This is a genomic window from Sorangiineae bacterium MSr11367 (assembly GCA_037157805.1).
In the GTDB taxonomy this organism is placed as follows: domain Bacteria; phylum Myxococcota_A; class Polyangia; order Polyangiales; family Polyangiaceae; genus Pendulispora; species Pendulispora rubella.
This window is the reverse complement of the sequence record CP089983.1, coordinates 6,228,328-6,248,636: the sequence shown is the minus strand read 5'-3', so window position 1 is coordinate 6,248,636 and position 20,309 is coordinate 6,228,328. Positions and strand designations below refer to the sequence as shown.

General features: G+C 68.0%; 23 protein-coding genes. 13 read left to right on the top strand and 10 right to left on the bottom strand.

What is annotated here, in order from left to right; translation table 11 throughout:
* Positions 1-8: 8 nt before the first annotated feature.
* Complete coding sequence (locus LVJ94_23930) at positions 9-1,010, bottom strand: outer membrane protein assembly factor BamD (protein WXB10265.1); 1,002 nt, start codon at positions 1,008-1,010, stop codon at positions 9-11.
* Between the two features lie 369 nt (positions 1,011-1,379).
* Between LVJ94_23930 and LVJ94_23925 the strand changes: the two genes are divergently transcribed.
* Positions 1,380-2,210 carry a hypothetical protein gene (locus LVJ94_23925; protein WXB10264.1) on the top strand — a complete coding sequence of 277 codons (831 nt, stop codon included), beginning with the start codon at positions 1,380-1,382 and terminating at the stop codon, positions 2,208-2,210.
* A gap of 7 nt (positions 2,211-2,217) precedes the next feature.
* Here LVJ94_23925 and LVJ94_23920 read toward each other — a convergent pair whose 3' ends face one another.
* From LVJ94_23920 to LVJ94_23905, 4 genes are all read right to left on the bottom strand, one after another.
* The gene (locus LVJ94_23920) at positions 2,218-2,640 is read right to left on the bottom strand and encodes a hypothetical protein (protein ID WXB10263.1); all 423 of its coding nucleotides are present in this window, start codon (positions 2,638-2,640) and stop codon (positions 2,218-2,220) included.
* A 56-nt stretch (positions 2,641-2,696) separates the two neighbouring features.
* A complete protein-coding gene (locus LVJ94_23915; GenBank protein ID WXB10262.1) occupies positions 2,697-4,691 on the bottom strand; it encodes a protein kinase in 1,995 nt (664 codons plus the stop codon).
* 11 nt (positions 4,692-4,702) lie between these two features.
* A complete protein-coding gene (locus LVJ94_23910) occupies positions 4,703-5,506 on the bottom strand; it encodes a DUF882 domain-containing protein (GenBank protein WXB10261.1) in 804 nt (267 codons plus the stop codon).
* Positions 5,507-5,568: 62 nt separating this feature from the next.
* A complete protein-coding gene (locus LVJ94_23905; protein ID WXB10260.1) occupies positions 5,569-6,486 on the bottom strand; it encodes a hypothetical protein in 918 nt (305 codons plus the stop codon).
* A gap of 96 nt (positions 6,487-6,582) precedes the next feature.
* Here LVJ94_23905 and LVJ94_23900 point away from each other — a divergent pair, with 96 nt between their 5' ends.
* Positions 6,583-7,173, top strand: coding sequence for a hypothetical protein (locus LVJ94_23900; GenBank protein ID WXB10259.1), 591 nt, complete (start codon positions 6,583-6,585; stop codon positions 7,171-7,173).
* 147 nt (positions 7,174-7,320) lie between these two features.
* On the opposite strand, the gene LVJ94_23895 is transcribed toward LVJ94_23900, so the two are convergent.
* The 4 genes from LVJ94_23895 to LVJ94_23880 all read right to left on the bottom strand — a co-directional run bounded on the left by LVJ94_23895 (position 7,321) and on the right by LVJ94_23880 (position 9,771).
* Positions 7,321-7,911, bottom strand: coding sequence for a TetR family transcriptional regulator (locus LVJ94_23895; protein ID WXB10258.1), 591 nt, complete (start codon positions 7,909-7,911; stop codon positions 7,321-7,323).
* Positions 7,892-8,563 carry an L-2-amino-thiazoline-4-carboxylic acid hydrolase gene (locus LVJ94_23890; protein ID WXB10257.1) on the bottom strand — a complete coding sequence of 224 codons (672 nt, stop codon included), beginning with the start codon at positions 8,561-8,563 and terminating at the stop codon, positions 7,892-7,894. Before LVJ94_23890 ends, LVJ94_23895 begins: the two co-directional genes overlap by 20 nt.
* Before the next feature lie 72 nt (positions 8,564-8,635).
* Positions 8,636-9,424 carry a hypothetical protein gene (locus LVJ94_23885; protein WXB10256.1) on the bottom strand — a complete coding sequence of 263 codons (789 nt, stop codon included), beginning with the start codon at positions 9,422-9,424 and terminating at the stop codon, positions 8,636-8,638.
* 41 nt (positions 9,425-9,465) lie between these two features.
* A complete protein-coding gene (locus tag LVJ94_23880; GenBank protein WXB10255.1) occupies positions 9,466-9,771 on the bottom strand; it encodes a YfhL family 4Fe-4S dicluster ferredoxin in 306 nt (101 codons plus the stop codon).
* A 94-nt stretch (positions 9,772-9,865) separates the two neighbouring features.
* Between LVJ94_23880 and LVJ94_23875 the strand changes: the two genes are divergently transcribed.
* From LVJ94_23875 to LVJ94_23840, 8 genes are read left to right on the top strand one after another with little or no spacing between them, the layout of a single operon-like run.
* The gene (locus LVJ94_23875) at positions 9,866-10,441 is read left to right on the top strand and encodes a hypothetical protein (protein ID WXB10254.1); all 576 of its coding nucleotides are present in this window, start codon (positions 9,866-9,868) and stop codon (positions 10,439-10,441) included.
* Positions 10,428-11,402 carry an ABC transporter permease gene (locus LVJ94_23870; GenBank protein ID WXB10253.1) on the top strand — a complete coding sequence of 325 codons (975 nt, stop codon included), beginning with the start codon at positions 10,428-10,430 and terminating at the stop codon, positions 11,400-11,402. The genes LVJ94_23875 and LVJ94_23870 overlap by 14 nt, the downstream gene beginning before the upstream one ends.
* Positions 11,399-12,160 (top strand): ABC transporter permease subunit, encoded by a 762-nt coding sequence (locus LVJ94_23865; protein ID WXB10252.1) that lies wholly within the window; start codon positions 11,399-11,401, stop codon positions 12,158-12,160. The genes LVJ94_23870 and LVJ94_23865 overlap by 4 nt, the downstream gene beginning before the upstream one ends.
* 17 nt (positions 12,161-12,177) lie before the next feature.
* Entirely contained in the window at positions 12,178-13,263 is a 1,086-nt protein-coding gene (locus tag LVJ94_23860) for a HEAT repeat domain-containing protein (GenBank protein ID WXB10251.1), read from the top strand.
* Positions 13,263-14,267 carry a hypothetical protein gene (locus LVJ94_23855; GenBank protein ID WXB10250.1) on the top strand — a complete coding sequence of 335 codons (1,005 nt, stop codon included), beginning with the start codon at positions 13,263-13,265 and terminating at the stop codon, positions 14,265-14,267. Before LVJ94_23860 ends, LVJ94_23855 begins: the two co-directional genes overlap by 1 nt.
* Complete coding sequence (locus tag LVJ94_23850) at positions 14,264-14,767, top strand: DUF4149 domain-containing protein (GenBank protein ID WXB10249.1); 504 nt, start codon at positions 14,264-14,266, stop codon at positions 14,765-14,767. Before LVJ94_23855 ends, LVJ94_23850 begins: the two co-directional genes overlap by 4 nt.
* 21 nt (positions 14,768-14,788) lie before the next feature.
* On the top strand, positions 14,789-15,526 hold the full coding sequence (locus tag LVJ94_23845; protein ID WXB10248.1) for a hypothetical protein: 738 nt from the start codon (positions 14,789-14,791) through the stop codon (positions 15,524-15,526).
* Positions 15,519-15,665: a hypothetical protein gene (locus LVJ94_23840; GenBank protein WXB10247.1), complete on the top strand. Its 147-nt coding sequence runs from the start codon at positions 15,519-15,521 to the stop codon at positions 15,663-15,665. Before LVJ94_23845 ends, LVJ94_23840 begins: the two co-directional genes overlap by 8 nt.
* A gap of 3 nt (positions 15,666-15,668) precedes the next feature.
* On the opposite strand, the gene LVJ94_23835 is transcribed toward LVJ94_23840, so the two are convergent.
* On the bottom strand, positions 15,669-17,465 hold the full coding sequence (locus tag LVJ94_23835; GenBank protein ID WXB10747.1) for a hypothetical protein: 1,797 nt from the start codon (positions 17,463-17,465) through the stop codon (positions 15,669-15,671).
* Positions 17,466-17,497: 32 nt separating this feature from the next.
* Here LVJ94_23835 and LVJ94_23830 point away from each other — a divergent pair, with 32 nt between their 5' ends.
* Genes LVJ94_23830 through LVJ94_23820 form a run of 3 tightly spaced genes read left to right on the top strand, consistent with a single transcriptional unit; the run spans position 17,498 to position 20,276 of the window.
* Positions 17,498-18,271: a hypothetical protein gene (locus tag LVJ94_23830; protein WXB10246.1), complete on the top strand. Its 774-nt coding sequence runs from the start codon at positions 17,498-17,500 to the stop codon at positions 18,269-18,271.
* A gap of 4 nt (positions 18,272-18,275) precedes the next feature.
* Positions 18,276-19,163, top strand: coding sequence for a hypothetical protein (locus tag LVJ94_23825; GenBank protein WXB10245.1), 888 nt, complete (start codon positions 18,276-18,278; stop codon positions 19,161-19,163).
* Positions 19,164-19,181: 18 nt separating this feature from the next.
* Complete coding sequence (locus tag LVJ94_23820) at positions 19,182-20,276, top strand: thiamine pyrophosphate-dependent dehydrogenase E1 component subunit alpha (GenBank protein ID WXB10244.1); 1,095 nt, start codon at positions 19,182-19,184, stop codon at positions 20,274-20,276.
* The last annotated feature ends 33 nt before the right edge of the window (positions 20,277-20,309 follow it).

Genomic DNA, 20,309 nt, shown 5'->3' with positions numbered 1-20,309 from the left:
TGGAGGGGTCATTGGAATTGCCCGACCAAGAGCACCGAGCCGGGGCCCACGGCAACGGAGAGGGGTTTCGTGGCGGCGGCCCGCTTCTCGGCAGGATGAAAATCGGTCAGCGCGGCGAGGACGATGGTCGTCGCGGCGAAGGCGCCCGTGACGCCCCACGCGACGCGCGCCAGCGTTTGCGCCGAGGATCCGTCGTCCGCCGTTTGTTGCGACGGGTTCGACACGAAGTCATCGTGGCGCTGCTTCGTGATCACGGTGAACACGGTGGCCGTCGCCACGGCCGCTCCGGTGACGCCCAGCGCGGTCCAAAAGTACACCGGAGCCAGGCCGGAGGCGCGGCGCTCGGGGCGGATCTCGGGCGGAGGCTGCACTTCGCGCGGATCGGTCTGCACGGCACCGGCCGTGGCCACACCCGCGGACGCTGTCGGCGCCAGCTCCGACGACGATGCCGTCACGTCGGCCGTTGCACCCGCGGCAACCGCGACTTCGCGATCGACGGGCTTTGCGCCGCTGCTTCGAGCGTTCCGCGCGCGAAGGTGCGCGATGTGCTTTCCGGGCGCGACCCAAACGCTGCGCCCTCCTTCGACGGTGCGCTCGGCGTTGTCGTCGATCGTGGCGGTGCAAGGCACATCGGCCGGGCACACCACCCGGATCTTTCCTGCCGAACCGACGAACTTCTTCCGCAGCCTTTGCGCCAACTCCGCCAACGCGCCATCGACCGCGCGTGTCTCCGCGCGTTCCACGAGCTCCATGGCCAGCACACCATCGGTGCTCGAAAGCGAAGCGGCCATCGCAAGCTGCAGGGCGCGCGAGTTGGGCACCCGTTCGTCGGCTCGCGCGAAGTGCTGCGCCGCCGTCGTGTACTCCTTCTTTTCGTAGGCAGCTGCGCCGGCGTCGTATTCGGCTCGCGCTTGCTTCGAGGCATCGTCCGCCCGAGCGGAAGCCGTCCACGCGCTCGCGAAGAGAACGGTAAAGGCCCCCGCCAAGACGAAACGTTGTCGATTGCTCACGCCGCTCGCGCTCCTCCGATCCGTCGCATCAGCCACCATTGCCAGCGCAACCCAAAGCCACGGATTCCTCCAGGGATTTTACACGTTGACGCACGCTTGTCCCCTAATGGCCTGAGTTTCGGTGTTTGGTGATATTTTCATTCGTACTGAAAGTGCGAATCGCGCCATGGTCTTAGAAACGGGCCCGAAACGCAGAATAGTTGACACCGCTCACAATTGCTGACCCCGGCGATCCTCGTGGGATGGTAGGGTCCTCCCTTTCAGGCTCAACCTTGGCTTGGCCGTGCGACCCCCATCGTGCGCGCAAGTCCCTCTTCTCACGTCCGGGTCCGTCGTGTGACGGCCCATCAACGACAGGGTGTCAATGCGATGAAGGGCAGACTCTTTATCTCCGCGTTCGTGCTTTGTACCTCGTGGGCGTCGGCCGCCGCCGCCGATACCTCGCTGGAGATCCTTCACGGGTGGAACTACAACGACGACTTCAACGGCGCGAAAGAGCGCACGATCTACACCGTGAAGACGTTCCAGCCCTGGCAGTACGGGACGTTCTTTCTCTACTACGACATCACTGGGCCGTTCACGCCGCCCGACTCCAACGTGCTGCCGAACGAAAAGGGAGGGTTCTTCGGCGGGCAGGCCTTCACGCTTTCGGCGAAGCGGATCGGCGAGAAGATCAGCGGCGAGAAGTGGAACTGGGGTGCGCTCGGTGACGTGTCGCTTCGCTACGAGATGGAGCACGTGTCGAAGTTCGGCATGCTCAATTATTACGGCTTGCAATGGGACCTGAAGATCCCGGGCTTCGACTTCGTGGCCGCGACGACGGTCATCCGTGACGACTGGTCCTTGAAGGGGGTCGACCTTCAGATCGGCGGCGCATGGCAAATGACCATTCCGCTGTGGAACCTGACCGACTTCGTCTTCGCGGGCTTCATCCAATGGGGCATGTTCGGCGAGGGCAAGGGCAATTTCACGGCGTGCGAGCGCGTTCCCGGCGCGGATCCGAAGTGTGCGGCCATTCCGCAGGAGGGCCGGCCCTTCATCACATCGCAGCCCCAGTTCCTGCTCGACGTCGGCAAGCTGGCGCGTATCACCGACCGGCATTTTTACGCCGGTATCGAATACCAAATTGCGCTCAATCGCTATTTGCAGAGGGGCGTGAACGAGAATCTGGCGCAAATCATGTTCAAGTGGGCGCTGTGATTCCAAGTTAGAAGGTCTGCCCCGGCCCGAGGAGGAAGATGCGCAGGCGCGCCCGCTCCTCGGGATCGAGAACTTCGTCGAGCCAGCGGATGGCCGCGTGGGGGTCGGTGAAGACGCGGCGCGCGGGGTCGGCGGACGCACGGCTGATGCGCTCGATCTGCATATGGGCCGTCGCTTGTGAGGTCGAAACGATGTCGGCGCACCGTTCGAAGTGACCACGGATGCCTTGCATCAACGCGGTGAGGCGATCGGCGAGGTGCGGTGGGAGGACGGTGCCGCGGCGAAGATCGACGCACATCACGGCGTTCGGAACGGCCTCGAGGAATTCGACCAAGCTCGCAACGGCTCGCTCATCCAGATCGGCCACGTCGGTTGGGGGGATGTAGCGAAGTTCGACCAGGCGACCGACTTCGCGTGCGCGGATCATCATTGTGGGCTTCGAAGGTCCCTACCACGCGCCGGCGTCGTCGCGACCGGCGAAAAAGGTTACACGAGCCGCAACAAGGCTTCGCGATCGTGGTCGGCTGTCGCAACGTGTGGTTCGCGTGCATCCGGTGAGGCCGGTGGAGCGAAGCGCAAGATCACGTGTCCCGAGGGACCCACGCGAACGTGCGTGCGGTGGATGTTGCCGTGAACGATGCCCGCACGGTGAAGCGCCTCGAGCGCGCTGGTGAGCCGGGTTCGATCGTCGTCGGTAAGCCAGCGATCGAGCGGGCGGTCATCGGCGTCGAGCCAGATTTCGCTGGCGCGGCGGTCCACGCGGTAGACGATCTGCAACGCGGGATGGTCGGCACGGGCGAAGGCCGAGGCGCGCGCCAGCGTGGTCGGATCGAGCGGCACGCGAAGGATGGGCCTCTCGAGCCATGCGTCCACGTCGGGCTGGCCTGGAGCTCCGGCATGGACGCGGGCGGAAGCTTCCTCGAGCTCGGTCGAGCGGCGCCGCACTCCCTCGGAGGGGGCGCTCGGTCGCGGTGCGGAGGTCGCAAACCACGCGGGCCAGGGCAGGGCGGTGAGGGCGCGTCGTGCCGAACGCGCATCGCTGGGACGGCGTGCGGGTTCGTGTGCGACGAGCGCGTGCACCACCGCGTCGTGACGCGTGTCGAGATCGCGATGGCTGGCGCTCGGTCGCCTCGCGGTGTCCGAGCCGTGCGGGCTTCTTTCGCCTGCGCGCTCGCCGGTGAGCATTTCCAAGAGCACGGCCCCGACGCCGTACAGATCGCTCGCGAGGGACGCCGGCTCGCCGGCGCGTTGCTCGGGGCTCATGTACGAGAGGGTACCGATGACGCCGGCGGTGGCCGTCGCCGAGAGATCCCCGAGGTGGGCCGCACCGAAGTCGGCGAGGCGTGCGGTTCCGGCGCCGTCGAAGAGCACGTTCGAAGGCTTGATGTCGCGGTGCAGGACGCCCACGCGGTGCGCTTCCTCGAGGGCGCCGAGGAGGGCACACGCGATCTCGACCGCACGGGCAGGGGCGATGGGACCGCGCGCGAGCATCTCCTCCAAGGTGCCGCCGGGCATCCAGGCGAGGACCAGCGCGGGGCCGTCGGGGAAGTAGTCGCGAAGGGGCACCACGTTGGGGTGATCGAGCGATGCCAGGACACGCAGCTCGCGCTCGAAGCGCGCGAGCACGTCGCGCCCTGCACCGCGTGCGCTGTAGCCTGCGTAAATCTTGATGGCCACGCGCTCTCCGCGCACCGTGTCGATGCACTCGAGCACGCGCGAGCTCGGCGTGGACGCGATTTCGCGGGCCACCTCGTAGCGACCGTAGATCCGCGTCGTCGGAGGGCGCGAAGCGCGGATGGGTGCGGCCGGCTCCTCGGACGCGGGCGCGCCGCCCATCGCGACGAGCTCGCGTTTGGCCTCCGCGGCCGCCTGCTCGAGTCCGAGCTGTTCGAGCGCGCGCACGAGCAGGTGCAGCGCTGGCAGTCGCTCGGCCGCATCGGGTGGGATGCCCTGCAGGGTGCGCGCAGCCGCCTGGGCCTTGCCGTATCGAACGAGAAGGCCGCCCAGCGCGAGTTGGTTCGGCCAATGCAGCGGCGCCCGACGGATCGCCGTTTCCAGCACGCGTGCGGCGCCCACCACGTCGTGGGCTGCTTCGAGCAACTCGGCGGCGCGCACGGCGTTGCCGGCGCGGTCCCATGCACGCGCGGCCTCGGCGGAGCGGCCCACCGCCTCGAAGATGCGCGCCGCCCATGCATGATCGCCGTGGGCCTCCAACGCCGCGGCCACGGGCTCGGCGGCGGACGGTGCCGCCACCAACGTCGCGAGCGCGCGCTCGATCAGGGCCCCGTCGCGCGACAGGACCGCAAGCCGCATGGCCCGTGCCGCATCGTTCGCGCGCAGGGCCTCGCTCGCGGCGAGGTGCCATTCGCAGGCGCGCTCGAACAGTGCACTCGCGGTGATGGCATCCCCGCGCGCGCTCGCCAGGGCGGCGGCGTCGGCGATGCGGTGTTCTCGGATCAACCTCGCGATGTCGTCATCCATCGCGCACCGCCTCAGAACTCCGCGCCGTCGGGCGTGCCGCTGCCGTTCTCCATCGTCTCTTCGTCGTCGTCCTCGTCCGGAGGGGCCGGTGTGGCCGCATGCGAGGTGCGCGCGCGGAGCCACGCATCGACATCGCCGAGCGGTGCGAAGGGCGGGGTAGGGTGCTCACCGCGCGTGACGGCTTGCGAATCACTTCGCGCGGCGAGATCGCCAAGGATGCCGCGTTCGCGGTTTCGTCGCCCGGGGCCGCTGCGATCGACCCAGAAATAGCTGCGCGAGCGCACGTCGACGTGCACGAACCCGCTCGAGGGGTAAACGCCGATGCCCACGAAGCCGAGCTCGCGCGCGAACTTCGCGACCTCCTCGTCGCTGGCGCCCGGCACGATCATGTCGAGCGCGCGCCCGAGGCCATGGTTCGATTTGCGATGCTTCCGCGGCGCCCGGTACGCCGAAATGATGCGCAGCTCCTGCGCGTGGAAGTTGGTCTGAATGCGGTAGGCCAGGTCGAGCAGCCGCGGATCCATGGGGTGCTCACACCCGTTGCGCGAATCCCGGAGCACGCGCGCGGCGCGATCCAGATCGCGCGCCGAGAAGCCGCCGTGGTCGCTGCGTGCGGCCATCTCGACGCGGTCGTTCGTATTCAGCGAATAGAGCACCAGCTTCGGGCGGCCTTCGTCGTCGACCGGCGGCGCCTTGTTCGGCGTCGGCGTATGCCAGCTGCGCATGCGCGCGCTGGCTTGCGCGGCCTTCGCACTCGGCTTTTTGGGTTTCTGCACGGTGGGCGCGGCGGCCATGGCGACCGTCGACACAAGCATGCAACCGAGCACGCACATCCGCGTGGAGCCTGACCAACGTCTCAAACGCCCTCGAGGCTCCTCTAGCGGCGCCGGTACGAGGCGACGCGCGCGAAATCGAAACGGAGCACACCCGAGTCGATGCCCCTGGCTCGGAACGACTCGCGGTGCACGCGGTGAATGGCCATGGTGCCCTCGTCCGCAACGAACGCCGTCGCAGCGAGCGTGGCACGCCCGGTGTCCGCGAAGGTACAGCGGACGCCCGCATCGCGTGCGCCGGCACCGCTGCCACCTGCGGCAGCGGTCTTGGCCGACACGTCGATGTAGACGACATCGTCGTCGGCCGAGCCCTCCGCGGTCCACGTGACCTCGGTGGGATCGACCGCCGGCAGGAAGACCGGGGCCCCATCGGCCCGATGCGCAAGGGACTGGTCGGCGATGCGGATGTCACCCGGCTCGCCCTTGGCGGTGGCTTCCACCGTGAAGGGGGCAATCTCTTGCTCCGGCGAACCCGCCGCGCGAAACACGTAGCGTCCCTTGGCCGGAAACGCCTCGCCCTCGCCGCGGGCGGTGTAGACGACGCCGCTCACGAGGTCGACCACGTCCGGCAGGTGGCGCGCGACCAATTTGGCCTCGGGCCTTCCTTGAGCCTCGGCCCCGGTCCCGCTTGCGCGGCCGCTTGGAAACTCGAACGAGAGGGCGCCGACATTGAGCAACTCGAGGCTGCGTGCCGCCTTGGTCGCGGAGCTTGCCGCGGGCAGCCGGCTGCACGAGCCCACGGCGGGCAGCTCCATGGCGGCGCCCACGAGACGGAGCGAATCGTCGTCCACGACGCCGGCACGCGAGCGAACGAACCGAGCGATGATGTCGCTCTTCGGGGCGTCTGCGCCGCTGACACCTGTCGTGCGTTCCACCGTCACGATGCCGGTGACCGCGCTCGCTTCCGCGTCGGTTGATTCCGAGGAGGCTGCCAAATTGGCCGAGCAGCCAACGCTGAGCACCCCAAAAAGAGGTCCCGCGAGCGATAAAATTCGAGTCCGAGCCGACACGACGATTAAGGGTAGACGGGTATGCCGGGTCAGGCAACCTAAGATCACATGCTCATCCTTGCTGCGTTCCCTCCGGAGCTCGAGCCATTTTCAGAGCGCTATCGCAAGGATGCACGGGCGATCGGTGTAGGTCTCGTCACGGCCGCGCACGCCACGGGGGCGTTGTTGGCCCTGGCGAGGCCGCCCGCGGTTCTTCTGGTGGGAAGCTGCGGCGTGTATCCGGGGGCCGCGCCTGCGGTGGGATCGGTCGTGGTCGTCACCCGCACCGTGTTGGCGGACGCGGGGGTGGCGCAGGACCAAGCGGCCCTCCCGCCGCCCATGGCGACCGAGGCGCCGATGGATGGGGCCTGGATGGAACGATTCGCGGCCGCCGGATGCATTCCCGCCGTGACCGCGGGCACCTTGGGCATTGCGACGGACGATCGGCTCGCGCAGGCCCTGGCCGCGCGCAGCGGGGCCGAGGTCGAGAACCTCGAGGCCTTCGCGGTCGCCTCCGCGTGCGCCGCCGCCTCGGTGCCCTGCATCGCCGTGTTGGGCGTGACCAACGTCGTCGGCCGCCAAGGCCGCATCCAGTGGCGTGACAACCACCGCGCCGTCGCCGCCCGCGTCGTCGAGCTCGTCGAGCGCGCGCTCGCCTAGAGGAAACGGCAGAGAATTTCACAGGAAGACGGGAAGGAAGACCAGAGAGGTTTTTGGGGTTCCAGTTGGTCCATCCGCCGGATTGGACAACCTCAAAAAAACTTCCCGTCTTCCCGTCTTCCTGTGAACTCTCTCCTGCTGTCTCCTTTAGAGAACGCCGTCGAGGAACAACGCTGCGAGGCGCTCGGGCGGGGCGGACATGGACGCGGGGTGCAAGGTGGCCGACATCGCGGCGCCGTTCAGAAAGATGACGATGGTGCGCGCCCGATCGAGCGCGTCGGTCGTGTGCCCTGCGGACTCCAGGGCCTCGGCCAGGGAGAGCGTTAGCTCCTCGAGCGCGTCCTGCTTGTGGGCGACGCCCGTGTCGTCGCGAAAATCGGGAAGGGAGAGGTCGCCCGAGAGGCTCATTTGCATCAACGCCTGCATCTGCGGATCGGTTTGCACGGACCGAAGGAACGCGGCGACGAAGCTGCGGATTCTCGTGGCGGGCTTGGCCTCGGTGCGAAGGACGTCGAGCACGGGGGCCATCACCGAGGCCCATCGCTCGCGCAGGATGACGCGGTACAGATCGGCCTTGTTCGTGAAGTGGTGGTAGAACGCCCCGCGGGTCACGCCGGCGCGCTTGGCGATTTCTTCGAGCTGCGCGGCCGCGAAGCCCAGCTCCGCGAAGACGCGAAGGCCCGCATCGAGGATGGCATCGCGGGTCTTGGCGGCATCTTCAGGGGTTCGTCTTGCCATGGGCTTTTTTCAGAAGCATCGGCGGTTCGAGCCGCATGAACCACATGCGACAGAGGTCCGCCGTGGCGAAGGTGCTGGGGCGGGCGAAGCGCATACGATGGCGCGCGGGGTCGATGCCATCGATCCAATTGAGATCGAAGCGGCATAGCACGGGCTGCACTTCGGTTCGTTCGAGGGCTCGCAGCGTCTCGTGAAAGAGGCACCGTCGCACGTGGAGTACGTAGCCGAAGCCGTCATCGACGGGCCGCTCGAAGGCGAAGGAGGGCCCGAAGTAGTGCGCTTCGCGCTCGCGCGAGCTTCGGGTGATGGACTCGAACGGGTCGGGCGAGGCGTCGAGCATGCCCGCCGTCCCCTCGAGGACCCACGCGCGCAGCGGTTCGTTGAGGCACGCGTCGACGACGTGCAGCGCCTTTTCGCGTCCGAGTTGCGGTTGCAACACGTCGTACGCCGCCACGGCGAGCAAGGTGAAGCCCACGTTGCCTTCATCGAGCTCGTTGTGGACCAGGTGTCGCGTCTTCGGCGCGAGGTCCCCGATGCGGGTGCGGATGGACCGTTCCTCGGCACCGAGGGAGAGCTTGCCGAGGTACTCGAAGAAGCTCTTTTCCAGGAGGCCGAGGGCGGCGAGGGGAGAAAGAAGCGGTGTTTCGTTCATGGAAATAATATACATTCATGAATGTATGTACTCAAGCGGGCCCAAGTACGATGGGCGTCGGGGCCTCGCTCGTTAGAAGGTCCACCAGAGCGAGCTGGCCGGGGTGAGCGCGAAGCCCGTCACGGTGACCTTGCTCGCGTTGTACTCGCCGTTGATGTGCGTGTACGACCCGGCAAATTCCAGGGCGATGTGCACATGCCGAAAGCCCACGGCGAGGCCGGCAACGGCGCCCACGTAGAAGCGATCGGCCGACAACTCCGGCCCCGGCGCCGAGGGTTTTGGCTCGGTCGTCAGTGCCCCGATGGAGACGTGCTCCCAGCCGCCGCGCGGGCCGGCCCATACCTTGTAGATGCCGCCCGCGCTTTCCCAGCCCACGAGCAGCGGCACGTCGGCGCCGTAACCGCGCAGGCTTTCCAGGTCCACGTTGGTCAACGTGCTGCCTTGCTGTTGACCATAGAAGGGGACGGATACACCCACACCGGCGGAGTACGACCACGCGCCGGAGTCGAACGCCTTGCGGATGTCGATGCGTGCCGCGCGTCCGGTGTACGTGATGCCACCCTCCGCGCCGGACCCCACGCCCACGCGCGCCGAAACGTACGGCGCCAAGCCGGGGGCCATGGCCGCCGCGACGAGCGCGCCCTTCGCGTAGGCCGGATTGGTGCCCGGCTGGCCTTGCGGCTCGGGGCCGGCCGCGGATTGCTCGCGGGCGACGCGCAGGTCGTCCGCTGCAGAGCCCACCGCGATCTGACCGCTCAAACCTCCCGCGGCGCGCACTTCTCCGGGGCCCAAGGCCCGTGCGGGGTGCAGCAATGGCGCACCGCCCGCGCAGCCGCCGAGACAAACGGCTGCTGCGCTCAACCCGAGAAAAGCGAGATGTGCGTTGGCCCCCGGAAACCGCCTCACTTGCGGAAGCGAGACGGGAACTCGTTCGCCTGCGCTACCTTCTTCAGCTCCTCATCTTCCGGGTGCAGGCGGAGGGCCCGCTCGAGAAGGATCTTCTCGTCCTCGGTGTGGTTCGGATCCGGGAGGCAGCACTCGACGGGGCACACGGCCTGGCAGGCTTCGTGATCGTGAAATCCAACGCACTCGGTGCAGAGCTCCGGATCGATGACGTAGATTTCGTCACCCTCGCTAATGGCCTCGTTCGGGCACTCCGGTTCGCATGCTCCACAATTAATGCAGTCCGCCGTGATGTACGTCGACATGATCGTTTGCTGCGCAACCTACGGGCCGATTCCCGTTGTGTCAAACAAGACCTGTTGCTGCTTTTCCGCGAGGCGACTACGGTCGGCGCGGCTCATGCTTTTTCGCCGCCTTAGCCTCTTGATTTCCGCGCTCATTGCAACCGGGTGCACGCCCTCCATCGGTGACAGCTGCACGGTGTCGACGAACTGCTCGTCCTCGGGCGACCGCCTTTGTGACAATTCGCAGCCCGGCGGATACTGCACCGTCTTCAATTGCCAACCGGACAGATGTCCAGAAGAGGCCGCCTGCGTGCAGTTCCACGCGGCCGTGGACGGTTGCCCCTACAGCGACCGCAGCCAGCGCTCGGCCAAAAGCTTCTGCGTGAAGCACTGCGACTCCGACTCGGACTGCCGCCCCGAATACCGCTGCGCCGCGCCGGGGATTGCGCCGTACTTCGCGCAGATCCTCGACCGCAATCAGGATCGCAAGGTGTGCGTCCCCACCGTCGGTGGGACGCTCGACGCCGGGACGTCCCCGGACAATCCGCTGGTTTGCCAGCCGGGGTCGGTGGTGGAGCCGCCGAACATCGATGCCTCGTCGCCGGTGAAGCCCGATGCCGGCGCGACGGATGCCGGTGCGACGGATGCCGGGACCGATGCGGGAGATGCCTCCGCCGATGGCGGCGGGTAGACCGGCCTCCCGCGTTACGTTTTCGTTTGCGCGCAGCCTCGTTGCGATGGCCTGGCGCGGCGCCGAAGCCATCGCGCTGCTCGTGGTCCTCGCGTCGCTGGTCTTCTTGGCCCTGCGCACCCTGCCGGGCGATCCGGCGGCCCTGATCCTCGGTGACCAAGCCAGCGCTGCGGAGCTTTCCGCGCTGCGGGCGCGTTTGGGGTTCGATCGGCCGCTTTATGTGCAGTATGCACGCTTCTTGCGAGGCCTGCTGACGCTCGACTTCGGCGACTCCCTTCGCCGGCCCGGCGTCCGTGCGGCGACCCGCGTGTTCGAGGCCTTGGGCCCGACCGGGGAGCTTGCCGGGTTGGCCGTGGCGATGGGATCGGTGGTGGGCGTCACCTCGGCGGTGCTCGCCGTGGGGCCGTGGCTCGGGGCAGGGCGGCGCCACGTGGAGCGGGCCTTCGTCGTGGTGGCCTCGACGCCGCTGCTCGCGTTTGCGCCGCTTCTGACCTACGTGTTCGCCGTGCGCTGGCGCGTACTTCCGCTGCCGGGGGATCCCGACGCGGGCCTTCTCGGGCTCGCCTTTGCCAGCGGGCTGCTCGCCGTGCCGCTGTCCGCGCACGTGGCCCGCATCGGGCGGGCGGCCCTTCAGGACGTGAGCGGCGCCCCGTTTCTCACGGTGGTGCGGGCCAAGGGCGGGAGCTTTGCCCGCGCGTGGTTTCTGCACGGGCTGCCCGCGACGGCCGGCCCCATCGTGACCACCATCGGGACGCAGCTCGGCGCGCTCCTCGGCGGTGCGGTCGTCTTGGAGCGGCTCTTCGAGCGGCCCGGGCTCGGCACCTTGATCCTCGAGTCGTACGCCTCGCGGGATTTGCCGGTGCTCGAGGCCTCCGTCGTGGCCGCGGGCTCGCTTTTCGTGGCGACGCAAGCCCTTGCCGGCGCCGTACATGCGGCCATCGACCCGCGGGTGCGTTCGTGAAGGCGGTTCCGCTGCTCCTCGTGTTTCTCCTTTCGGCCGCGGTGGTGCTCTTTGGCCATGGCTCGCCGACCCGGCTCGATCCCATCTTGGCGTGGACGGCACCCAGCGTGGCGCGGCCTTTTGGATCGGGGGAGGGGGGCATCGATTTGCTGTCGCTCACGGCCCATGCGGAGCTTCGGGGCATCGTGCTCGCCGTGTTGGTGGCGCTGGGCGGCTTCGTCCTGGGGACGCCGCTCGGTGCGGCGGCGGCATTCGCGCGCGGTCGGTTCGAACGCGGCGTGGCCCGCACCTGCGATCTCTTGCAGGCCTTTCCCACGTTCCTGCTCGCGCTGGTGGTGCTCTCGGCGGTGCGCAGTCCGACGCGGTGGCACCTGGGGCTCGTGTTCTCGCTCACCGCGTGGGCCCCGTTCGCGCGGCTCGCCCTGGCCCAGGCGCGCGTGCTGCGGGCGGCGGCCTTCGTCGACGCCTCGGTCGCGCTGGGGCAGACGCCCCCGCGGGTGTTCTGGCACCATGTGCTGCCGAATCTGCTCGGTGTGGTCAAAGTCCAGCTGGGGTCGACGGCTTCGGCCATCGTGGTGAGCGAGGCCGCCCTCGCGTTCGTCGGCTTCGGACCGCACGACGGCGTTTCCCTGGGCAACGTTCTCGATCAAGGGGTTGCCGCCATGCTTCGCGCGCCGCACGTGCTCACGGTGGGGGCGCTCGCGGTCTTCGTCACGAGCGCATCCATGCTGTTGGCCGCCGGGGGCGAACGGACGTAAAAGGGACCTACACCGCGATGCTCACGCCGCCGCTTGCCAGAAACCTCGAAGCCTCCGTGCGCGATCTCGAATCGACGCGGCCTTCCACGCGCGTCTCCTCGATCGCCGATCTGGTGCGGCATGCCCAAGGCGATGCGGCCGTGCGCACGCGGGCCATCCCGCTGCTCGAGAAAGCGCTGTCCTCGGATGCGGCGGCGGAGGTTCGCTCGGCCGCCGCCGTGGCCCTCGGCGATCTCGCGGCGAGCGAGGCGTTGAGCGCGCTGCTCGTGGCCGTGGAAGATGCCGATCTTCACGTGCGGCAGATGGCCCTGAATGCCCTGGGCGAAATCGGTGACGTGCGCGCGCTGCCCCGCCTTCGCCGCGCGCTCTCCGATGCGCGGCCCGAGGTGCGCTACCAAGGAATCATCGCGTTCTGCCGTGTCGCGCAAGAAGAGGAAGACGCGCTGGAGGCCCTGGAAAAGGCGACGTCGGACGAGGACGCGGCGGTTCGCTACATCGCGCTGCGCATCGCCGAAGAGCGCATCGACACGGCGGCGAAGCACCTGCCGCCACCGTCGTGCGACGGCACGCGCTCGGAGCGTGCGGCGTCGTGGATGAAGCTCGGCCCGCGCGCCCGCGAGATGTTGCACGATCCGGCGCGGCAGGTCCGCGTGGTGGCGGCCATCTTCCTCGCCAAGGCGGGCGACGACACCGGGCACGAGATCATCGAGCGCGTCGTGCGCGGGCAGCTCCGCGCCGACAAGGAAGACGAGCGCGAGGCCGTCGAGATCGCGGGAGAGCTCGGCCTGCGCGATCTCGTTCCGCAGCTCGAACGCCGGGCCTGGGGCGCGCAAACTTGGCTGGGGTTGCGTGACACGTGCGCCTTCCACGCGAAGATCGCGCTGGCCCGCATGGATCATCCCCGCGCGCGGGCCGAGATCGCGCGCGATCTCCGCGCAGCCAAGCGCGAAACGCGTTCGGCCGCCGTGGTGGCCGCCGGGCGCGCGCGCCTGGTGGACTTGCGCGAAACCATCGCGGCGATGCCCGACGACGCGGTCGAGCCGGAGCTTCGGGCCGATGCCCTCCAACGCCTGCAGCGCGGTCCCTATTCGGTGAAGGCCTGATGCCCAAATCTGCTCCCATCCCGAAGGACTACGCCGGCGCGCGCTTCGATCCGGCCCTGCCGCGCCCCCACGTCGAGAGCTATTTCCTCAAGGCCAACGAGCCATCGGGGCGCCGCGCCCTGTGGGTTCGCCACACGATCTACGCCGGGCGCCACGATGCGTCGCGGGCGGTCGCCGAGGCGTGGGCCATCTTCTTCGACCGCGACCGCGGGCACGTCGCCGTCAAGCAGCAGGTGCCCTTGGAGCGCGCCCGCTTTTCGCGCAGCGAGCTCGATATCCGCATCGACGGCGTGACCCTCGATGCGCGCATCGCACGCGGCCGACTCGAGGGCGGCAACCGCTCCGTGGGCTGGGATCTCACCCTCTCCTCGAATGGCCCGCCGCTCCTGCACTTCCCGCGCACGTTCATGTACGAGGGGCCATTCCCCAGCTCGAAGCTCGTCTCGCTGCTTCCCGATGCGCGCGTCTACGGCACCATCGACGTGGGCGGCGAGTCGGTGAACGTCGAGGGCTGGCCCGCGCTGCTCGGCCACAACTGGGGCAAGCGCAATGCGCACACGTACGCGTGGGGCCATTGCAACGCGTGGACGGGCGGCGAAGACGTCATGTTCGAAGGGACCAGCGCCCGCGTGAAGCTCGGCCCCGTGCTCACCCCGGTGAGCACCATCCTTTGCCTGCGCCATCGCGGCGTGCGCTACGACTTGAACGGCGTCATGCAGATGGTCAAGAACCGCGGCACCATCGGCTTGCGCCGTTGGAGCTTTCGCGGCCACGGAGCGCTCGCGCGCATCGAGGGCGAGCTCTGGGCCGAGGACGACGACTTCGTCGGCCTGCACTACCCGAACCCCGATTCCCCCATGACCTATTGCCTCAACACGAAGATTGCGCACGCGCGGCTTGAGGTCTCGATTCAAAAGCGCCCGCCGATGATCCTCGCCTCCACCCAGGCCGCGCTCGAGATCGGTACACACGATCCCCACCACGGAATCAGGATGTACCTATGAAGACGGACCACACCCTCGAGAGGAGCTCCAATGCGGTCGCCCTGCTGGCCTGGGGCACGTGGTTCGGCGGTCTGGTCGCGCTCGGTGCCATCAGCGCCCCGCTGGTCTTTCGCAACGTGCCCGCGCCGTACAGCGCCGATGCCATGACCCTCGTGTTCCGAAGGTTCGACCTCTTTGCGATGGCGTGTGCGGCCATCGTGGTGGGGCGCGAGCTCGCATCGGTGCTCATGAGGCCGAGAATCCAGCGGATCGACGCCGCCCGCATGGGCGCTGCCCTGATCGCGGGTGCCCTCGCCGTGGTAGAAGGCGTGTGCATCGCCCCCGAGATCGCGGAACTTCACCACGCGGGCGCAGTGCGCAACGTGGGCGAACTCGGGATGCGACTCGAGGCGTACCACGCGCGCGCAGAATCGGTCTCGAAGGTAGAGCTTTTCGTCTTGGTCGCGTACGTGGTCCTGTTCGTCTTTTCCTCGTCTCCACGTATAGTGAGGGATCCTTAGTTAGATTGCGGAGGTTTGGTCATGTGGAAGAAGGCAGGTGGTGGACTCCTCGGCGCGTGTTTGCTCATCGCCGTCGGCGGATACGGGTCGGGATGCAATGGCACGGGCAACAGCCTCGCCCCGTTGGACGCGTGCGCGGGGCCCTCGACGGGGTATCCCGGCTACGGGCCGTCGTACAAAGATGCGGGCAAGTGCACGGAACAGGACCTGACGGGGTTCAACCGGAACTGCATCGACGGCACCACCGGAACGCCGGCAGCATGCGACGCGTTCCTCAAGGGCGTTCAGGGTTGCTGGGATTGCCTGTTCGGGACGAAACAGGGTGATTCGACCTTCGGCGCCTACCTCCTCGGTTTCGCAAACACCCCGGGTTATCTGGCCAATCAGGTGGGCGCTTCCCAGGCTTGCGTGGTCGCGTACCACAACGTCATCGCATGCGGTATTTGGGCATGCCAGACGTGCGGGTCGAACGCCGAGCTGGATGCGTGCAACGCCAAGGTGCTGGCCACCGGGGGCTCGTGCGCGAACGAGAAGGTCGTGTATGACACCAACTGCGCTTCCGCGACCGACCAAGTCGCGGTCACCCAATCGCGGAACAAGTCCGTCAATGACGTGATCGGCTTTGCGCGCGCATTCTGCGGCACGCCCCTCACCGGCGACGCGGGGACGGACGCGGGCGATGCCAGCACGACGGATGCAGGGGATGCCAGCACGACGGACGCGGGCGATGCCTCCACCGACGCGCCCACGAATGGTTGAACGCCTCCTGGCCGCCATCCTCGGCGTTTCGATTGCGCTCGCAGGCTGCGATTCCTGCGAGCGCGAAGACGACCAGCCCCGCATCGGGCAGAGGGTCCACGGTGGGCGCGGGCTTCCGCGCGATGCCGGTGCGGACTGAGCGTCAAATCGCTTCCAGCGTGCCGTGGAAATTGTCGTAGTGCGCAAGCGGGATGGCCTCGCCGTCGGCGTAGGTGAGCTCGGGCTGCCCGAGCCAGCTGCGAAGGTGCGCGAGGGCTACCGTGTCGCCGCGCCACACGAGGGAGGTCAGTCGGTCCTGGGCGCGCGGGCGCAGCACGGCCTCGCGCTGCACGTGGCCGCGGCGTAAGCCGAGGGTCATCTCGGTGCCGCGGGCGATGGCCCAGGTGAGCGCCTTCGTCGAGAAGGCGAAGCCGTCCACCGTGAGAAGCTCGTCGCCCGCGGCGATGCCCGCTTCGGCGGCGGGCCCTCGGTCGACGACGTCGAAGACGTTGCCGCCCTCCTTGAGGATGGCCCCAATGCGGTACGTCGTCGTCGTGCGCGTTTCGAAGCCGAGTGCCCGGAGCCGCTCCAACGTCGAAAGGCCGGCGGCGGCGTTGACCTCGCGGGCGAAAAAGCCCTCGATGGCCGGCGTGCGCGCGGTCCAGAAGGCGATGGCCTCCGCGCTGGTGAAGCCGGCGGGGCGCGCCGCGAAGGCATCGTAGAGCGCGCGAAACTCCGTATCGAGCGAGCGCTCGCCCGGAGCTGCTTGACCGAGGGCCACGTCCAGGTCGAATGCGATGAGCATGCCCTGGTCGTAGTAATCGAGCGTCGAATCGTGCGCGCCGGGGTAGGCGTTGTGGTTGATGAACGTCGCCCGCGACGAATCTCGGACCACGGTGTGCGCGTACGCCGGCCGATCCGTCAACGCGCGGTGGTAGCGCGCGACGTTGCTGAAGAAGCGCGACGCGGTGAGCTTGCCGGCCCGCGCCAGGAGCAGAAACTCGTAGTAGCGCGTGAACCCTTCGGCGACCCACAGGCCATCGGTGAAGCTTCCCGCGACCAGGTCGAGCTCGCCCTCACCGAGGCCACTCGGTCGCAGCCGGCATACGTTCCAGGCATGTACGAGCTCGTGCGCGCTCACCCGCAGTGCCGCGTACCGGGCCTCCTCGTCGATGAACACGTCCTGGCCCAGGCCAATCATGGTCGCATCCGCGTGCTCCAGCCCCCAGTGAAAGCGCGGGTCGAAGCCGAAGATGAAGGTGTACGCGTCAAATGGGTACGAGCCGAACACGTCGTGGCACCGCTCGGCGAGGGCGCACACGTCGTCGACGAAGCGCGGTGCCTCCGCCTCGAAGCCGAGCGCGCTGCCGAGAAAGACGAAGTGCAGATCCTTGTCCTTGGACCGCCGCGTGATGCGCGTCACGTCGCTCTTCCAAGCGACGACCGGCGCATCGAGCAGGGCGCGAAAGCTCGGGTACTCGGCCCGCGGAAGGTGCACCTGGTAGCCGGCGGGGAACTCGTACGCGATGCGGCATGGCGCATCGGCACACGCCGGAACGAACAGGTAACGCGTGGCGAGAAGCACGGCCCAGGCCCCCTCGATGAAGCCGGCCAGCTCTCCCCAGGCCGTGTCGCACGAGCTCGCCCGCCAACGGACCGTGATGGATCGGGCCGTTCCCTCGACGCGGTAGCCCCCAAAGCCGCGTCGCTCGACGCGAAGGGGTGTCCCGGTCTGGGTCTCGACCGCCTGCACATCGAACACGTCGCGTCCGTAGCGCATGAAGCCATAAGCTCCAGGCACCCACGTCGGCACCGCGAGGTCTACCGGAGAGCCGGGAGCCGGGTGGTCGAACTGGAGCTCGCCCTCGAATTGCCGCCGGGACGGATCCACGACGATGCGGTACGCAAGGGGGGCCGAAATCGGGATTGCGACCTGGGGCGAGACCTGGGGAGTGTGCATGTTCACGCGGATTTACTAAACTAAGGGTCGCTGTGCTTCGCTTTGTCTTCTCGACCCTACGGGGTTCACCTCTCGCTCTGGTCCCCTTCGCGCTCGTCGCCGGCGGCGTATTTGGCGTCGTCGGTTGGGTGGCGGGCTGCTCGTCGTCCGACGGCGACTACAATTCTCAAGCGGCTCCGACCGACAGCGGCGCCGCCTCGGACTCCGCCGGAGGGAACGCCGATGCCGGCAGCGCCTGCGCCCCGGCCAGCGTTCAGGACTTCGAGCCGAAGTGGGAGCGCCCGCCGGCTTGGTACCGCAACGCGTGCACGCAGGAGGAGCTCGACTCCTTCAAATCGCTCTGCGAGGGCAATGCGGCCGCCAAGTACTATTCACCCGCGTGCGCCGACTTCCGCAAGTCCGCGGAGCACGCGACGTGCACCGCGTGCATTTTCGACACGAGCACGCCGAAGGAGCAACCGGCGCTTCTCGAGACCAGCCTTTCGCACCGGCTGGCCAACCGCGCCGCGTGCATTGCGAACGCGACGAACGACTTTTCCGCGTCCGGCTGCGCCGCCAAGTACCAAGCGCTGATGCAGTGCCAGATCAAAGCCTGCACGGCGAACTGCCCGCTTTCGCCGCTGGGCGACGGAGACTTCCGCGATTGCACCGAGCGTGCGGCGGTCGGTCCGTGCAAGGTGTACAACGAGAAGGTGGGCTCGTGCGCCGGGGCCGATGCCGGGGCTGCGGTCCGCTCGTGCGTGAACGAGCCAGAGTCTTACATCGTCCAAGTCTTGTGCGGCAAACGACCCGGCGACGGAGGGTAAGCCCATGCACGCGAATCGCTGCATCGTTGTCTTCGCGATCGTGTCGGCGTGGTCCGCCGGCGCATGGCTCGCGGCCTGCTCGAGCTCCGACTCCAATGAACCGGCCGACGCCGGCAGCGACGCCACCGTCGACGGAGCCCTCGACGGCGGACGCGATTCCGGTCCGCGCGGCCACTGCAGCGCCGTGCAAGGTCCCGCGTGCGATCTCGTCCTTCAAGATTGCCCCGAAGGCCAGCAGTGCATCGTCCAAGACACCGACGCGGGGTACGTGACCGCATGCGTCGCCGCCGGCACCGGCAACCGCCCCGCGGGCGCATCGTGCTGCCCGGGCCGCGCGAACCAGTGCGCCGCGGGCCTCGAGTGCATCGGCGCCGCATGCGCGGGGGATGCCGCGACGGCGCGATGCACACCGCACTGCTGCCAGGACGACGACGGGGTCTGCGGTTCCAGCGTGCCCGAAGGTTTCCCCGGCGCATGCGAAATCCTGGTCTACCCCAACGAGGACAGCGGCGTGGGCCGAACGCCGCTCTACCACGTGTGTTCGTACAAACCCGCGTGCAAGCCGTTCCGCATCCAGACGTGCGGCGTCGGGCAAACGTGCCTCCTGCAGCGTGATGGCACCAGTTACCGCTGCAACGACATCGTCCAGCCGCCCGGCAAAGCGGTGGGACAAACCTGCTCCTTCGCCAACCATTGCGCCGATGGCCTGGCTTGCCTGGGCCCGCCCGACGCCGGCGTCTGCCGCACGCTCTGCTATCACCGGGGCGGTGAGGCACCGCCTTTCGACGCGTCCGCCGTTCGAGACGAACCCGGCTACGGCGGCTGCCAGGCTGGGAGCGCATGCACGGGCACCGTCACGGGCTTTCCGGGTTACCTCGGGTATTGCCTGTGATGTAGAGTCCGCGGGCAAATGTCCGATGCCACGCAAACCTCCGACCCGGATGTAGCGCTGCACCGCGTCCTGCGCGACGACGACACGGCGGACTACGGCGCCTCGGGCGCGGTCGTCGATCCCGCGGTTCTCCTTCGAGCGTACCGCGAAATGCGCCGTCTCCGCGCCATCGACGCGCGCATGATCGTGCTCCAGCGCCAGGGGCGCGTCGGCTTCTACGGCGCGTGCACGGGGCAAGAGGCCGTGCCCATCGCCACCGGCCTGGCCCTCGAGGCCTCGGACTGGGTGTTCCCCGCATTGCGCGAGCAGAGCATCATGCTCGTGCGCGGCTTTCCGTTGGTGTCCTTCGTGGCCCAGGTGTTCGGCAATTCGGGCGACGTGCTCAAAGGCCGGCAGATGCCCAGCCACCACTCGGGCCGCAGCGTCAATCAGGTCAGCTGGTCCTCCAACATCGGCACGCAGATCCCGCAGGCCGTGGGCACCGCGTGGGCGATGAAGATGAAGAAAGAGCCGCACGTTGCCGTCGGCTTCATGGGCGACGGCGCTACCAGCGAGGCGGACTTCCACTCCGCCATGGTCTTTGCCGCACGCTACAAAGTGCCGGCCCTTCTCGTTTGCCAGAACAACCATTGGTCGATCAGCGTTCCCACCGAGCGCCAGACCGCCTCGCGCACCATCGCCATCAAAGGCCGTTCGTACGGCATCCCCAGCGTTCGCGTCGATGGCAACGATTTGCTTGCAGTCTACACGGTCATCCAAGCTGCCGCGCAGCGTGCGCGGGAGGGCGGGGGACCCACCTTCGTGGAGGCGCTCACCTACCGCATCGGTGCGCACTCCACGAGCGACGACCCGACGCGTTATCGGTCCGATGCGGAGGTCGAGGCATGGAAGAAGAAAGACCCACTCGACCGATTGCGGCGCCATCTCGCCGTGCTCGGCATCGTCGACGAAGGGGTGGACGCCAAGCTCGACGCGGAGTTTGCCGCCGAGATCGGCGAGGCGGTGAACCAGGTCGAGGCAATGCCGCCGCCGCCACGTGAAAGTTTGTTCGAGGACGTGTACGCCGTCCCCCCCTGGCACCTGGTCGAGCAGCGTCGGGGCGCTATCTCGTAGTTCGCAAAGCTCAAAGCTCGTAGAAGGCTCACG

Coding starts and splice junctions, on each gene's coding strand:
- LVJ94_23900 (WXB10259.1), top strand. CDS start 6,583: ATGCTCATCCTTGCTGCGTTCCCTCCGGAGCTCGAGCCATTTTCAGAG.
- LVJ94_23890 (WXB10257.1), bottom strand. CDS start 8,563: ATGAACGAAACACCGCTTCTTTCTCCCCTCGCCGCCCTCGGCCTCCTG.
- LVJ94_23895 (WXB10258.1), bottom strand. CDS start 7,911: ATGGCAAGACGAACCCCTGAAGATGCCGCCAAGACCCGCGATGCCATC.
- LVJ94_23880 (WXB10255.1), bottom strand. CDS start 9,771: ATGTCGACGTACATCACGGCGGACTGCATTAATTGTGGAGCATGCGAA.
- LVJ94_23925 (WXB10264.1), top strand. CDS start 1,380: ATGAAGGGCAGACTCTTTATCTCCGCGTTCGTGCTTTGTACCTCGTGG.
- LVJ94_23835 (WXB10747.1), bottom strand. CDS start 17,465: ATGCACACTCCCCAGGTCTCGCCCCAGGTCGCAATCCCGATTTCGGCC.
- LVJ94_23845 (WXB10248.1), top strand. CDS start 14,789: ATGTGGAAGAAGGCAGGTGGTGGACTCCTCGGCGCGTGTTTGCTCATC.
- LVJ94_23825 (WXB10245.1), top strand. CDS start 18,276: ATGCACGCGAATCGCTGCATCGTTGTCTTCGCGATCGTGTCGGCGTGG.
- LVJ94_23850 (WXB10249.1), top strand. CDS start 14,264: ATGAAGACGGACCACACCCTCGAGAGGAGCTCCAATGCGGTCGCCCTG.
- LVJ94_23920 (WXB10263.1), bottom strand. CDS start 2,640: ATGATGATCCGCGCACGCGAAGTCGGTCGCCTGGTCGAACTTCGCTAC.
- LVJ94_23915 (WXB10262.1), bottom strand. CDS start 4,691: ATGGATGACGACATCGCGAGGTTGATCCGAGAACACCGCATCGCCGAC.
- LVJ94_23855 (WXB10250.1), top strand. CDS start 13,263: ATGCCCAAATCTGCTCCCATCCCGAAGGACTACGCCGGCGCGCGCTTC.
- LVJ94_23910 (WXB10261.1), bottom strand. CDS start 5,506: ATGCTTGTGTCGACGGTCGCCATGGCCGCCGCGCCCACCGTGCAGAAA.
- LVJ94_23820 (WXB10244.1), top strand. CDS start 19,182: ATGTCCGATGCCACGCAAACCTCCGACCCGGATGTAGCGCTGCACCGC.
- LVJ94_23860 (WXB10251.1), top strand. CDS start 12,178: ATGCTCACGCCGCCGCTTGCCAGAAACCTCGAAGCCTCCGTGCGCGAT.
- LVJ94_23840 (WXB10247.1), top strand. CDS start 15,519: ATGGTTGAACGCCTCCTGGCCGCCATCCTCGGCGTTTCGATTGCGCTC.
- LVJ94_23875 (WXB10254.1), top strand. CDS start 9,866: ATGCTTTTTCGCCGCCTTAGCCTCTTGATTTCCGCGCTCATTGCAACC.
- LVJ94_23870 (WXB10253.1), top strand. CDS start 10,428: ATGGCGGCGGGTAGACCGGCCTCCCGCGTTACGTTTTCGTTTGCGCGC.